At 63.2% G+C, this 14221-nt stretch carries 13 protein-coding genes and 1 pseudogene; 8 read left to right on the top strand and 6 right to left on the bottom strand.

What is annotated here, in order from left to right; translation table 11 throughout:
- Nucleotides 1-8 precede the first annotated feature (8 nt).
- Nucleotides 9-821, bottom strand: coding sequence for a crotonase/enoyl-CoA hydratase family protein (locus tag LJX93_RS08670; protein ID WP_047581826.1), 813 nt, complete (start codon nucleotides 819-821; stop codon nucleotides 9-11).
- A 151-nt stretch (nucleotides 822-972) separates the two neighbouring features.
- Between LJX93_RS08670 and nhaB the strand changes: the two genes are divergently transcribed.
- The 5 genes and pseudogenes from nhaB (at nucleotide 973) to LJX93_RS08650 (ending at nucleotide 4998) form a co-directional block, all read left to right on the top strand.
- The gene (nhaB, locus tag LJX93_RS08665; protein ID WP_227696958.1) at nucleotides 973-2475 is read left to right on the top strand and encodes a sodium/proton antiporter NhaB; all 1503 of its coding nucleotides are present in this window, start codon (nucleotides 973-975) and stop codon (nucleotides 2473-2475) included.
- 172 nt (nucleotides 2476-2647) lie between these two features.
- Nucleotides 2648-3199 carry a lipocalin family protein gene (locus LJX93_RS08660; protein ID WP_077068357.1) on the top strand — a complete coding sequence of 184 codons (552 nt, stop codon included), beginning with the start codon at nucleotides 2648-2650 and terminating at the stop codon, nucleotides 3197-3199.
- Nucleotides 3200-3280: 81 nt separating this feature from the next.
- Nucleotides 3281-3580 (top strand): annotated as a pseudogene (locus tag LJX93_RS27280) (NIPSNAP family protein); the annotation flags it as partial.
- A complete protein-coding gene (locus LJX93_RS27275) occupies nucleotides 3575-4021 on the top strand; it encodes an NUDIX hydrolase (protein WP_050506093.1) in 447 nt (148 codons plus the stop codon). The pseudogene LJX93_RS27280 and the gene LJX93_RS27275, both read left to right, overlap by 6 nt.
- A 17-nt stretch (nucleotides 4022-4038) precedes the next feature.
- A complete protein-coding gene (locus LJX93_RS08650; RefSeq protein WP_227696955.1) occupies nucleotides 4039-4998 on the top strand; it encodes a ribonuclease Z in 960 nt (319 codons plus the stop codon).
- 120 nt (nucleotides 4999-5118) lie between these two features.
- Here LJX93_RS08650 and LJX93_RS08645 read toward each other — a convergent pair whose 3' ends face one another.
- Nucleotides 5119-6402, bottom strand: coding sequence for a Zn-dependent hydrolase (locus tag LJX93_RS08645; protein ID WP_033696711.1), 1284 nt, complete (start codon nucleotides 6400-6402; stop codon nucleotides 5119-5121).
- A gap of 45 nt (nucleotides 6403-6447) precedes the next feature.
- Nucleotides 6448-7938, bottom strand: coding sequence for an NCS1 family nucleobase:cation symporter-1 (locus LJX93_RS08640; RefSeq protein ID WP_033696709.1), 1491 nt, complete (start codon nucleotides 7936-7938; stop codon nucleotides 6448-6450).
- A gap of 616 nt (nucleotides 7939-8554) precedes the next feature.
- On the opposite strand from LJX93_RS08640, the gene hydA reads away from it, so the two are divergent.
- From hydA to preA, 3 genes are all read left to right on the top strand, one after another.
- On the top strand, nucleotides 8555-9994 hold the full coding sequence (gene hydA, locus LJX93_RS08635; RefSeq protein WP_186660184.1) for a dihydropyrimidinase: 1440 nt from the start codon (nucleotides 8555-8557) through the stop codon (nucleotides 9992-9994).
- 106 nt (nucleotides 9995-10100) lie between these two features.
- Complete coding sequence (locus LJX93_RS08630; protein WP_227696953.1) at nucleotides 10101-11468, top strand: NAD(P)-dependent oxidoreductase; 1368 nt, start codon at nucleotides 10101-10103, stop codon at nucleotides 11466-11468.
- Nucleotides 11469-12743: an NAD-dependent dihydropyrimidine dehydrogenase subunit PreA gene (gene preA / locus LJX93_RS08625; RefSeq protein ID WP_095064368.1), complete on the top strand. Its 1275-nt coding sequence runs from the start codon at nucleotides 11469-11471 to the stop codon at nucleotides 12741-12743. It abuts the gene before it with no gap.
- Nucleotides 12744-12844: 101 nt separating this feature from the next.
- Here the strand turns inward: preA and LJX93_RS08620 are convergent, their stop codons facing one another.
- The 3 genes from LJX93_RS08620 to LJX93_RS08610 are packed head-to-tail and all read right to left on the bottom strand — an operon-like array spanning nucleotide 12845 to nucleotide 14218.
- Entirely contained in the window at nucleotides 12845-13240 is a 396-nt protein-coding gene (locus tag LJX93_RS08620; RefSeq protein ID WP_052040622.1) for a DUF4440 domain-containing protein, read from the bottom strand.
- A gap of 1 nt (nucleotide 13241) precedes the next feature.
- Nucleotides 13242-13862, bottom strand: coding sequence for a TetR/AcrR family transcriptional regulator (locus tag LJX93_RS08615; RefSeq protein ID WP_033696704.1), 621 nt, complete (start codon nucleotides 13860-13862; stop codon nucleotides 13242-13244).
- A complete protein-coding gene (locus tag LJX93_RS08610) occupies nucleotides 13862-14218 on the bottom strand; it encodes a VOC family protein (protein ID WP_047581818.1) in 357 nt (118 codons plus the stop codon). The genes LJX93_RS08615 and LJX93_RS08610 overlap by 1 nt, the downstream gene beginning before the upstream one ends.
- Nucleotides 14219-14221 lie beyond the last annotated feature (3 nt).

The raw sequence follows: 14221 nt of genomic DNA, 5'->3' as shown, positions 1-14221 counted from the left end.
CCGAGCTGTCAGTCGGCGAACGTCGGTTTCTGTTTGCTCATGTGCGCCGCCACTGCCACGCGCAGGTCTTCGGACTGCAGCATCGCGGCGTTCCAGGTGGCGATGTACTCCAGGCCATCGTCAATGCGATGGTCACGCATGTAGCTGAGCATTTCCTTGGTGCCGGCCACGGCGATCGGCGATTTTGCGGCAATCTCGCGGGCAATGGCAAAGACCCCGTCGAGCAGCGCGGCCTGATCATCATAGACGCGGTTGACCAGGCCGATGCGCAGCGCCTCATCGGCCTCGACGTTGCGCCCGGTGAATGCCAGCTCACGCATCATGCCGTCGCCGATGATACGTGGCAAACGTTGCAGCGTGCCGACATCGGCGGCCATGCCCATGTCGATTTCCTTGATCGAGAACTGCGCATCCTGGCTGCAGTAGCGCATGTCGCACGCCGAGATGAGGTCGATGGCGCCCCCAATGCAGTAGCCCTGCACCGCCGCCAGCACCGGCTTGCGGCATTTGTCCACGGCGTTGAACGAGCCCTGCAGGCGCAGGATGGTACTGCGCAGGAAGCGCGCATTACGGCCGACGTCCTTGCCCATCTGGCCAGCGAGCGAGGCCAGCATCATCAAGTCGATGCCGGCGGAAAAATGCTTGCCCGCACCGCTGATGACCACGGCACGCACGGCATCGGTGTCGTCGACCCACTGGAAGATGTCGATGATCTCTTCCCAGAAGGCCGCGTTCATGGCGTTGACCTTTTCCGGGCGGTTGATCTGAACGTGGGCAATGTTGTCGGTCAGTTCGACCTTGAACGCGCTGTACTCGGTCACGTGCGGCACTCCTGCGGTTGAAGGGTTCATAGCGCAGGATGGTAACCCAGCCGCGAGGCCGCACTTGTGCCAAAAACGGGACTGCACACCTTGCCTAAGGCGGCCCGATCCGGCACCGTGCGGCATTGCCGAATTATAAGGATACATATTCATGTCACGCTCCGTGGCCGGCGCGCTCGCGCACAATTTCCTGGGCCAGTCACCGCTCTGGTACAAGGCCGTCATCGGCCTGTTCCTGGTGCTCAACCCATTGCTGTTGCTGACTGCAGGCCCGGTCACGGCGGGCTGGGTGCTGGTGATCGAATTCATCTTCACCCTGGGCATGGCGCTCAAGTGCTACCCGCTGATGCCTGGCGGATTGTTGCTGGTTGAAGCACTGCTGCTGGAGATGACCACGCCTCAGGCGCTGTACGAAGAACTGCAGCACAACTTCCCGGTGATCCTGCTGCTGATGTTCATGGTTGCCGGTATTCACTTCATGAAGGAACTACTGCTGTTCCTGTTCTCGCGGATCCTGCTTGGCGTGCGCTCGAAAGCGCTGCTGTCGGTCCTGTTCTGCGTGCTGTCGGCGTTTCTCTCGGCCTTTCTCGATGCCCTGACGGTTACGGCGGTGATCATCAGCGCTGCGGTAGGCTTCTACGCGGTCTTTCACCGTGTCGCCTCCGGCGCCAACCCGCGCGAAGACAGCGCGCTCGACAGCGACCAGCAGATCCCCCAACTGCACCGTGAAGACCTCGACCAGTTCCGCGCCTTCCTGCGCAGCCTGCTGATGCACGGTGCGGTCGGTACCGCGTTGGGCGGCGTGTGCACGCTGGTGGGCGAACCGCAGAACCTGTTGATCGGCCATGAGATGGGTTGGCACTTCGCCGACTTCTTTTTCAAGGTCGCGCCCGTGTCGTTGCCGGTGCTCGGCGCCGGGCTGCTGACCTGTGTGCTGCTGGAAAAACTGCGCCTGTTCGGCTACGGCACGCTGATGCCCGAGCGTGTGCGCCAGGTACTGGCCGCCTACGCCGCCGAAGACGATGCCGCGCGCACCGCGGCACAGCGAGCCGCGCTGTGGGTGCAAGGCAGCGCCGCGCTGATCCTGATGATCTGCCTGGGCCTGCACATTGCCGAGGTTGGCCTGGTGGGCCTGCTGGTGATCGTGCTGATCACCGCGTTTACCGGCATTACCGATGAGCACCGCCTAGGCCGTGCCTTCCAGGACGCCATGCCGTTCACCGCGCTGCTGGTGGTGTTTTTCGCCGTGGTCGCGGTGATCCATCAACAGCAGCTGTTCAGCCCGCTGATCGCCTGGGTACTGGCGCTACCCGCCGAACAACAACCCGGCATGCTGTACCTGGCCAACGGTTTGCTGTCGGCGATCAGCGACAACGTGTTTGTCGCTACCATCTACATTACCGAGGTCAAGCAGGCGTTTCTCAATGGTGGCATGAGCCGCGAGCATTTCGAGACGCTGGCGGTGGCGATCAACACCGGTACCAACCTGCCGAGCGTGGCGACCCCTAATGGGCAGGCGGCGTTCCTGTTTCTGCTGACCTCGGCGGTTGCGCCGCTGATCCGGCTGTCGTATGGCCGAATGGTGTGGATGGCCTTGCCTTATACCGTGGTCATGGGTGGGCTGGGGTGGTGGGCGGTGACCTACTGGTTGTGAGGGCCTGGCTTGGGTTTTGCTGCGTCTGTGAGATCGAGCGCTGCCCGCGCGGCGCTCGATCTCAGACGCTGCAATCCTAAAGACAAACATCCCACACCCAACCCGATACAACTTTTCCCCCTACCCAGCATCGAATCACAGTAAGTCCCCATCCGCTTCAAGGAGGTTCGCCATGGCGATGCGCTCGGCACTGTTGCTTTCCTGCATGACCCTTGCCCTGATCGGTTGCGCCGGGTCCAACGACGAACACAAGACGCCCCCCACCACGCAGCAGGTCGACCTGCAACGCTACCAAGGCACCTGGTACGAGCTGGCACGCCTGCCGATGTTCTTCCAGCGCAACTGCGTGCAATCCGAAGCGCACTACGGCCTGCGCGAGGACGGCCGCATCGACGTCAACAACCGCTGCAAGGAAAAGGACGGCCAATGGAATGAAGCCAAGGGCATCGCCGAAGCCCAGCAGCCAGGCAAGACCGACAAGCTCTGGGTGCAGTTCGACAACTGGTTCAGCCGCCTGGCACCGGGCCTGACCAAGGGTGACTACTGGGTGCTTTACCACGACAAGGACTACCGCGTAGCCCTGGTCGGGCACCCTAACCGCGAGTACCTGTGGCTGCTTTCGCGCACACCGGCGGTCACCGACCAGGAGCGCGAACAGCTGCTGTCGATAGCCCGCAAGCAAGGCTATGACACCAGCAAGCTGATCTGGCGCCAGGAGGGCTAGCCCGCCGCACGGCTGCTCGTCGACGACGCGGGGCAATCAAGCTAAGGTGTGCGCCCCGCATCCCCTCGAAGGAACGAGCCGTTGATCACCTGCCACGTCAAATACACCGTCGACCCTTACCAGCTGCCAGCGTTCGAGGCCTATTCGCGCCTGTGGATGGGCCTGGTTACGCGCATGGGCGGCAAGCACCACGGCTACTTCCTGCCTGCCGAAGGCGCCAACAATGTTGCCTACTGCCTGTTCAGTTTTCCCAGCCTGGCGGCCTACGAGCAATACCGCAAACAGGCGGAGACCGACCCCGAATGCATCGCCGCGGTGGCCCTGGCCACTGAGCAACGGTTTATCCTCAGCTATGAGCGCAGCTTCCTCAAGCCACTGCTCGAGCCGCGCATTCGCTCACTTGCCCTGTGCGTGTTCCATCACCAGGGCAAGATCCTGGTCAACGTCTTCGATGACCCTGTGACGCAACGGACACTGTGCCGACCGCTCGGTGGCGGTATCGAGTTTGGTGAACGGGGCAGTGCAGCCATCGCCCGGGAAATCGAAGAAGAACTGGGGCAGTCGATCAGCGATGTGCGCTTGCTTGGTACGCTGGAGAGCCTGTTCACCTATGCCGGTGCACCGGGGCATGAGATTGTGCAGGTTTTCGATGCCCGCTTCGATGACGCCAGCTTGTACCAGCAGCCGTGGCTGGAAGGCCGCGAATCCAACGGCAACCCTTTTCGCGCCAAGTGGTGCGACAGCGCCGACTTCGACAGTATCGGCCCGCTTGTCCCCGAAGGGTTGCAAGCCATGCTGCGCGACCTGTCGCTGCTCGGTTGAACTGAAGGAGGCAGATCATGGACCTGCTGTTTCTAGGCACCAGTGCCGGTGTGCCGACCAAGGCCCGCAACGTCAGTGCCACCGCCGTGATCGAAGCCAGCGGCAGCCAGTGGTACCTGGTCGATTGCGGCGAAGGCACGCAACACCGGCTACTGCACACGCCGTTATCGATACGCGACCTACGCGGCATTTTCATCACCCACGTTCATGGCGACCATTGCTTCGGCCTGCCGGGCTTGCTGGCCAGTGCCGGAATGAGCGGGCGTACCCAGCCGCTGGACCTGATCCTGCCCGCTGCGCTGCATGATTGGGTGAGGCTGAGCCTGGCTGCCAGCGACAGCTACCTGCCTTTCGAAGTGCGCCTGCTGGCAGTAGAGAGCCTGGCTGACTGGCGTAGCGAGACGCTGCAGGTCAGTACCGTGCAGTTGTCGCATCGGGTGCCGAGCGTTGGCTTCGTGTTTACCGAGCTCAACCCTGGGCCGCGCCTGGACGTGCAACGCCTGGATGCCGAGGGCATCCCTCGCGGGCCGTTGTGGGGTGACCTGGCCAAGGGGCTGTCGGTGGAACATGAGGGGCGAACCCTGCACGGGCATGACTACCTGCGTGCGTCGCGAGCGGCACGGCGAGTGATTGTGTGCGGTGACAACGACAGGCCCGAACTGCTGGCGGAGGTCGCCAAGGGCGTGGATGTCCTGGTGCATGAGGCGACCTTCACCCAGGCGATCGTCGAACGCACGGGGGCTACATTCGGCCATAGCACGGCGGCGCAAGTGGCACGGTTTGCCGAGGCCGCGGGTGTACGTAACCTGGTGCTGACGCATTTCAGTGCGCGGTATCAGAGTGATTCGCGGCGTAGTCCATCCATTGATGATGTTCGGGTCGAGGCGCTGGCCCATTACCACGGGCATTTGACCTTGGCGCGGGACCTGCAGCGGTATCACATTGGGCGCGATGGGTGTCTGGTGGCGGTTGGGTAGATTTGGGGTTGGGCTGACAGGTGCATGCCGTTGGGGGTGTGGCGCCCATGAGATCGGGCGCCGCCCGCGCGGCGCTCGATCTCATGGGCGCTGAAACCTCAAACCAAGGGCCTAGCGGCTTTAAGCCGCCAACCGCCCACTGGCAATCGCCTCCGAAGCCGCCAGCATCGCCCGCAACAACACCGCACACCCCGCCGCCAGATCCTCCGGCGTGGCATTCTCGATTTCGTTATGGCTGATGCCATTCTCGCACGGTACAAAAATCATCCCCGCCGGCCCCAGCTCAGCCAAAAAGATCGCGTCATGCCCGGCGCCGCTGACAATATCCATGTGCGCCAGCCCCAGTGTATCTGCCGAATCCCGCACCGCATCGACACACGCCTTGTCGAAGTACAACGCCGGGAAATCCGCCGTGGGGGTCAGCTCATGCGCCAGGCCATGCTTGGCGCAAGTGCTTTCGATCACCCCACGCACCTCGGCGATCATCGCATCCAGCTGCTCACCTTCAAGGTGGCGAAAATCCAGGGTCATGCGCACCTCACCCGGAATCACGTTGCGCGATCCAGGGTAGGCCTGCAAGCAACCCACCGTGCCACAGGCATGCGGCTGATGGCCAAGGGCGGTGCGGTTGACCGCCTCGACCACCGCCGCCGCCCCCACCAGGGCATCCTTGCGCAGGTGCATGGGCGTCGGGCCTGCGTGGGCCTCTACACCGCGCAAGGTCAGGTCGAACCACTTCTGGCCCAAGGCCCCAAGCACGACGCCGATGGTCTTGGCCTGGTCTTCAAGAATCGGCCCCTGCTCGATATGCGCTTCGAAATAAGCCCCCACCGGGTGGCCTAGCACGGCGCGCTGGCCCGCGTAGCCGATGGCGTTGAGCGCCTCGCCAACACTGACGCCCTGGGCATCGCGCTTGGCCAAGGTGTCTTCCAGGGTGAACTTCCCGGCAAACACCCCCGAGCCCATCATGCAAGGCGCAAAGCGCGAACCTTCTTCGTTGGTCCACACCACCACTTCCAGCGGTGCTTCGGTTTCCACGCCCAGGTCGTTGAGTGTACGGATCACCTCCAACCCAGCCATCACCCCGAAGCAGCCATCGAACTTGCCGCCGGTGGGCTGGGTATCGATGTGGCTGCCCGTCATCACCGGGGGCAGCTTGGGGTTGCGCCCCGGGCGGCGGGCAAAGATGTTGCCGACCGCGTCCACACTGACGCTGCAACCGGCCGCCTCGCACCACTGGACGAACAGGTCACGGGCCTGGCGGTCGAGGTCGGTCAGCGCCAGGCGGCAGACGCCGCCCTTGGCCGTGGCGCCGAGGCGGGCCAGGTCCATCAACGATTGCCACAGGCGCGCGCTGTCGACGTGGCGTTGGGTGGAATGCAGCACTTGCTTGGCTGGGGTCATGATCGTTCTCCTCAGGCATTTCTAGTTGTCGGTACTGGCAAGCGGTCACGGCAAAGGCTTGGCCAGCCGCGTCGGGCTGCGCGCCGCCACGCCGCCGAGGACGTAGTAAAGCGCCCCACCCAGCAGCGAACCGGTGAACCAGCCGTAGTCGTAGAACCAGCTGAAACTGCTGTTGCCGATGGCCATGACAGTCAGCGCCACCGGCAGTGCGAAGGCCGCAAACCCCGCCCAGTTCCAGGCCGGATACACGTCGTCACGGTACAGCCCGGCCAGGTCCAGACGCTGGCGACGGATCAGGAAGTAGTCCACCACCATGATCCCGGCAATGGGCCCAAGCAGGCTCGAATAGCCCAGCAACCAGTTGGAATAGACGCTCTCAAGGCTCAGGTCGGAAACGATCAAGCCAAGCTTTTTGAGCAGTTCGTGACTCATCAGCGCCAAGCCGATAAGGCCGGTCAGCCACACCGCACGGCTACGCCCGATCAGGCGTGGGGCGATGTTCTGGAAGTCATTGGTTGGCGACACAATGTTCGCCGCAGTATTGGTCGACAGTGTGGCGATCACGATCAGTGCCATGGCCAGGGCCACCCAGCCTGGGCTCTGGATCTTGCCGATCAGGCTCACCGGGTCCGACACCGTTTCGCCCACCAGCGACGCCGAAGCGGCGGTCAGCACCACACCCAGGGCGGCGAACAGGAACATGGTCAGCGGCAGGCCGAAGATCTGCCCCAGAATCTGGTCCTTCTGGCTTTTCGCGTAGCGGCTGAAGTCGGGAATGTTCAGCGACAACGTGGCCCAGAAACCGACCATGGCGGTGAGCCCGGCACAGAAGTAACTGACCACGCTGGCGCCCTCGGGCCGCTTGGGCGGTTGCGCCAGCAACTCGGTCATCGACATGTGCGGCAGAGCCCACACCAGCAGGCCGATGCCGACCGCCACCAGCAATGGCGCTGAAAGGGTTTCAAGCCATTTGATCGACTCCGCCCCGCGCAGCACCACCCACAGGTTGAGGGCCCAGAAGATCATGAAGCCAATGACCTCACCGGTGCCCTCCAGGGCCTTCCAGCCATCGAACATCGAACCGAGGAACAGGTGAATGGCCAGACCGCCAAACATCGTCTGGATGCCGAACCAGCCACAGGCGACGACGGCGCGGATCAAGCACGGCACGTTAGAGCCAAGGATGCCGAACGAGGAACGCAGCAGCACCGGAAAGGGGATGCCGTACTTGGTGCCGGGGAACGCGTTGAGGGTCAGCGGGATCAGCACAATCAGGTTGGCCAGCAGGATCGCCAGCAACGCTTCACCCACACTCAGGCCAAAGTAGGCCGTGAGCACACCGCCAAGGGTGTAGGTGGGTACGCAGATGGACATGCCCACCCACAAGGCAGTGATGTGCCACTTGTTCCAGGTGCGCTGGTGCACCTTGGTGGGCGCGATGTCGTGGTTGTAGCGCGGGCTGTCGAGCACGTCACTGCCCGCCTCCAGCTCGAACAGGCCTTCCTGCTCGATCACTTGCGATCTGCTCTGTTGCATGGGGCCTTCTCCAGGTTTTTCTAATTGTTTGCTCATCGGGCTAACGCGATGGCCGGAGTACACACACCACCAGTACTGCTCCTCCGGTCCGGCCTGGCGGTTGTGGCCGTACTCAAATTGCGTGCCGGGTTGGCCTGCGCCGTCCCGGGTGGCCGCCGCCTACCGGAGGTAATCAACTGAACTGCAAAGCATTTATCTGCGCCTGGCGAAAGTACGGTGTTCCCCTCGCCTGCTGCGCATACCACCTTCGGCCGCCCCTGCACCCTGCCTTTGGTTTCAATCTGGTGCAGCCTGGTTTTTTGAGCAGGATAGCCGGCCCTTCGAACCGGTTATCAAGCAGCTGATTTTGCATGGAAAATCTTGACCAATTTGGCTTCTTGTCAAGTGCGTCAAAATGGTGAAGGGCCTCACCATTTTGGTGATTTTTATATTTTCCCCTTTAATATCAATAAGTTATAAATGTTATAAGCTAATAAATTATTTTCTTGAACAATCTCAAATCACCATCTAAATTTTATTCTTGTCAGGTCTGACAGGATTGCAAGTTACCCTTCAGCCACTGGCCGATAACAATTCAAGAACCGGCCCAGACCGGTCAGCCTGCGAGGAAGACGGCATGTCCCTGTTGATCCGTGGTGCCACCGTGATAACCCACGAAGAGCGTTACCCCGCCGATGTTTTGTGTGTCGAGGGTGTGATCCGCGCCATTGGCGAAAACCTCGACCCCCCCACCGACTGCGAAATCCTCGACGGCACTGGGCAGTACCTGATGCCCGGCGGCATCGACCCGCACACCCACATGCAACTGCCCTTCATGGGCACCGTGGCCAGCGAGGACTTCTTCAGCGGCACTGCTGCAGGCCTGGCCGGCGGTACCACCTCGATCATCGACTTCGTCATCCCCAACCCGCAGCAGTCGTTGCTGGAGGCCTTCCACACCTGGCGTGGCTGGGCACAGAAGAGCGCCTGCGACTACGGCTTCCACGTCGCCATCACCTGGTGGAGCGAGCAGGTCGCCGAAGAAATGGGCGAGCTGGTGGCCAAGCACGGGGTCAACAGCTTCAAGCACTTCATGGCCTACAAGAACGCCATCATGGCCGCCGACGACACGCTGGTGGCCAGCTTCGAGCGCTGCCTGCAACTGGGCGCGGTGCCCACCGTGCATGCCGAGAACGGCGAACTGGTCTACCACCTGCAGAAAAAACTGCTGGCCCAGGGCATGACGGGCCCCGAGGCACACCCCCTGTCGCGCCCTTCGCAGGTCGAAGGCGAAGCCGCCAGTCGCGCCATCCGCATTGCCGAAACCATCGGTACGCCGCTGTATGTGGTGCACATCTCAAGCCGCGAAGCGCTGGACGAGATCACCTATGCCCGGGCCAAAGGCCAGCCGGTGTACGGTGAAGTACTGCCCGGCCACCTGCTGCTCGATGACAGCGTCTACCGCAGCCCGGACTGGGCCACCGCCGCCGGCTACGTGATGAGCCCGCCCTTCCGCCCACGGGAACACCAGGAAGCCCTGTGGCGCGGCCTGCAATCGGGCAACCTGCACACCACCGCCACCGACCACTGCTGTTTCTGCGCCGAGCAGAAGGCTATGGGCCGCGACGACTTCAGCCGCATCCCCAATGGCACCGCCGGTATCGAGGACCGCATGGCCGTGCTGTGGGATGCCGGGGTCAACAGTGGGCGCCTGTCGATGCAGGAGTTCGTCGCACTGACTTCCACCAACACCGCGAAGATCTTCAACCTGTTCCCGCGCAAGGGCGCCATCCGCGTCGGTGCCGATGCCGACCTGGTGCTGTGGGACCCAGAGGGCACGCGATTGATCTCGGCGCAGACCCACCACCAGCGCGTGGACTTCAACATTTTCGAAGGCCGCACCGTGCGCGGCATCCCCAGCCACACCATCAGCCAGGGCCGTGTGGTCTGGGCCGATGGCGACCTGCGCGCCGAACCTGGCGCCGGCCGTTACGTGGAGCGCCCGGCCTACCCCTCGGTGTACGAGGTGTTGGGCCGACGCGCCGAGCAGCAGCGCCCGACACCCGTCCAGCGCTGAGCCTTACCCACAGCACCCGCACTGCCGTACCGGCCCTGAAGAGGCCGGGCGGCGCCGTATTGCCGTTGACTGCCACATCCAAAAAAGAAAAGAGAGGCTAACAACCGTGATCGATGCCCTGAACCACTTGCCGCGCCCCCGGGCCGGCGCCGACCAGTTGGCCGAGCGCTTCGGCGACCTCGCCCCGCCCCTCACCGCCCGCCAGGCCGCCGTGGAAAGCGCCCGCTGCCTGTATTGCTACGACGCCCCCTGCGTCAATGCCTGCCCAAGCGAAATCGACATCCCCTCGTTCATCCACCGCATCAGTGACGAGAACCTGCAAGGCGCTGCCGAACGCATTCTCTCGGCGAATATCCTCGGCGGCAGCTGTGCCCGTGTGTGCCCGACCGAAATCCTCTGCCAGCAAGCCTGCGTGCGCAACAACGCCCAGGAATGCGCACCGGTGCTGATCGGCCAACTGCAGCGCTATGCCTTGGACAACGCCCACTTCACCGAGCACCCCTTCACCCGCTCGCCGGCCACCGGCAAGCGCATCGCCGTGGTCGGCGCAGGCCCGGCCGGGTTGTCCTGCGCGCACCGCCTGGCCATGCATGGGCACGACGTAGTGGTCTTCGAAGCGTGCGACAAGGCCGGTGGCCTCAACGAGTACGGCATCGCCCGCTACAAGCTGGTGGACGACTACGCCCAGCGCGAGGTGGAATTCCTGTTGGGTATTGGCGGCATCGAAATCCGCCACGGTCAACGCCTGGGTAGCAACCTCAGCCTGGGCGAGCTGCGCGATCAGTACGATGCAGTATTCCTGGGCCTTGGCCTGAATGCGGTGCGTCAGCTCGGCCTGGCCGATGAAGAGGCGCCCGGCGTGCTCGCCGCCACTGCATACATCCGCGAACTGCGCCAGGCCGACGACCTGAGCCAACTGCCGCTGGCCGACCGCTGCCTGGTGATCGGCGCCGGTAACACCGCCATCGACATGGCCGTGCAGATGAGCCGCCTGGGCGCCCGTGACGTCAACCTGGTGTACCGCCGCGGCCACGCCGACATGGGCGCCACCGACCACGAGCAGGACATCGCCAAGGCCAACCAGGTGCGCCTGCACACCTGGGCGCGCCCCGATGCCGTGTTGCTGGATGACGCCGGCAAGGTGCGCGGCATGCGCTTCGCCCGCACGGCACTGGCGGATGGGCGCCTGCGCGACACCGGCGAAACCTTCGAACTGGCCGCCGATGCGATCTTCAAGGCCATCGGCCAGCGCTTCGACGACGCCAGCCTCATCGACCCCGTGGCCGCGCAACTGGCCCGCGACGGTGAACGCATCCACGTCGATGCGCACATGCGCACCAGCCTTGCGGGTGTCTACGCGGGGGGCGACTGCACCGCCATGGGCCAGGACCTCACCGTCCAGGCCGTGCAACACGGCAAGCTGGCCGCTGAAGCCATCCATGCCCAACTCATGCTCAATGTGGAGGCTGCGTAAATGGCCGACTTGTCTATCGAATTCGCCGGTATCAAGGCGCCCAATCCTTTCTGGCTGGCATCGGCGCCACCCACCGACAAGGCCTACAACGTGGTCCGCGCGTTCGAGGCCGGCTGGGGCGGCGTGGTCTGGAAGACCCTGGGCGAGGACCCGGCGGCGGTCAACGTGTCGTCGCGCTACTCAGCGCACTACGGCGCCAACCGCCAGGTGCAGGGCATCAACAACATCGAGCTGATCACCGACCGCTCGCTGGAGATCAACCTGCGTGAGATCACCCAGGTGAAGAAGGACTGGCCCGACCGCGCGTTGATCGTGTCGCTGATGGTGCCGTGCGAGGAACAATCGTGGAAGTTCATCCTGCCCCTGGTGGAGGCCACGGGCGCCGATGGCATCGAACTGAACTTCGGCTGCCCCCACGGCATGCCTGAACGTGGCATGGGCGCGGCGGTCGGCCAGGTGCCGGAGTATGTGGAGATGGTCACCCGCTGGTGCAAGACTTATTGCGCCCTGCCGGTGATCGTCAAGCTCACGCCGAACATCACCGACATTCGCCAGTCGGCCCGCGCCGCGCACCGCGGCGGGGCGGATGCGGTGTCGTTGATCAACACCATCAACTCGATCACCAGCGTTGACCTGGACCGCATGGTGGCCCACCCCATCGTCGGCGACCAGAGCACCCATGGCGGTTACTGCGGTTCGGCGGTCAAACCGATCGCCCTGAACATGGTCGCGGAGATCGCCCGCGACCCCGAGACACGTAGCTTGCCGATTTGCGGCATCGGCGGTATCGGCAACTGGCGTGACGCTGCCGAGTTCATCGCCCTGGGCAGTGGCGCCGTGCAGGTGTGCACGGCCGCGATGCTACATGGGTTCCGTATCGTCGAAGACATGAAAGATGGCCTGGCCCGCTGGATGGACCAGCATGGGCACCGCAACCTGGAGGCGTTCAGAGGCCAGGCCGTGGGGCATACCACCGACTGGAAGTACCTGGACATCAACTACAAGTCAGTGGCACACATCGACCAGGACGCCTGCATCGGTTGCGGGCGCTGCCACATCGCCTGCGAAGATACGTCGCACCAGGCCATTGCCAGCACGGCCAAGGCTGATGGCACCCACATCTACAGCGTGATCGAGGAGGAATGCGTGGGCTGTAACCTGTGCCAGATCACCTGCCCGGTGGAAAACTGCATCGACATGGTGGCGCAGGATACCGGCAAGCCTTACCTGAACTGGACACAAGACCCGCGTAACCCCTATCGCGAGGCGAGCTGAGGCTGAAGCTCCCACAGGCGTTGTGTGCTTTTTCAGGCAGGCAGAAATCCTGTGGGAGCGGGCTTGCCCCGCGAAAGGCTGTGAAGCGGCCCCATCTCTGGTCAAGCCACCGCTGTCTCATGCAGGTACACCCACACCACCCGCTGCTCGTCACACTCCACAATGGCCAACGAATACCGCGCAGTCTCCTGCCCCTGCAACCGGTGCGTCTCCTTGTAGCGCACCGCCACACTCGCCCCCGCCTGCCACACTACCTGCACGTCACTGACCTCGATTTCCAGCCCTGGCCGAGCCCCGGCCCCCCGCTCGAACAACTGCCCTACCTGCTGCCGATCAACGATCGCGCCCGCCGTGGTGACCATACTGAAGTTGTCGGCAAACACCGCCATCAACTCGCTGCGAAGCGCCTCGGTTCGCGCAGCGGGCCGGGTGAATACTGCATGGATCAGATCATGTACATCGTGGATGCTGCGTGCAGCCCGTTCACTCAAGGTCATATCAAGGTTCCAAACCAATGCCACGCAGGATGACACTGGTCACCGTCTGCACTGCGTTTTCGAATGCCATGTCCGACAAGGGCTCGCCGCCATTGAGCAACGCCACTTGATAGCCAAAGTCGGCATAGTGCTGGGTCGATGCCCAGATCATGTACAACAGCGCAGACGGCTCTACCGGCAGGATGCGCCCGTCTTCCACCCAACGGCGAATCTTGGTCTCCTTCAGCTTCGCCCAGGGCACCAGGCTTTCGTCCAGGCTCACGCCCAGCACGGGCGCGCCGTGCAGCATTTCTTCAGCCCAGATTTTCGAGCCCAGCGAGCGTGAACGCGAATGGCCCATCTTGGCGCGGATGTAGCTGGTGAGCACCACACGTGGGTCATCGAAGTTCTCGAAACACAGCGCATCCTGCTTCCACACATCCAGCAGGTCCTGCAGCACGGCGCGGAACAGGTCGTCCTTGGTGCTGAAGTAGTAATGAAGGTTGGAGCGCGGCAACTCGGCCTGCTCGGCGATATCGCCCATCGAGGTGGCGCCATAGCCTTTCTCGGCGAACACCTTTTCTGCAGCCTGGAGAATCTTCTCGATGTTACGCCGGCGGATCTCGATCTTGTGGTTGGCCATCAAGCTTGGGCCGTCCACACCGCCAGTTCATAGCCGTCCGGGTCGACGAAGTGGAACCTTCGCCCGCCGGGGAACGAGAACGTGGCACGGCTGATCTGCGCACCGGCGGCCTCGACCCGCTGCTGCGTGGCGTCGAGATCGTCGGCGTACAGGATGACCAGCGGGCCACCCGGGCGTACCGGCTCGCCTGTAGTAAAGCCACCCGTCAGCCGACCATCGCTGAATTCGGTGTAGGCAGGGCCGTAATCGGTGAAGCGCCAGCCGAAGACGCTGCCATAAAAGGCCTTGCTCCGTGCGATATCGCTGACATTGAATTCGATGTTGTCGATCTGTCGATCGTGGCCACGAACGCTCATGCG

The organism is Pseudomonas sp. HN2-3 (assembly GCF_020691745.1).
GTDB classification, from domain to species: domain Bacteria; phylum Pseudomonadota; class Gammaproteobacteria; order Pseudomonadales; family Pseudomonadaceae; genus Aquipseudomonas; species Aquipseudomonas capeferrum.
The sequence above is the reverse complement of the archived record's forward strand: the minus strand, read 5'-3'. Positions and strand labels throughout refer to the sequence as shown.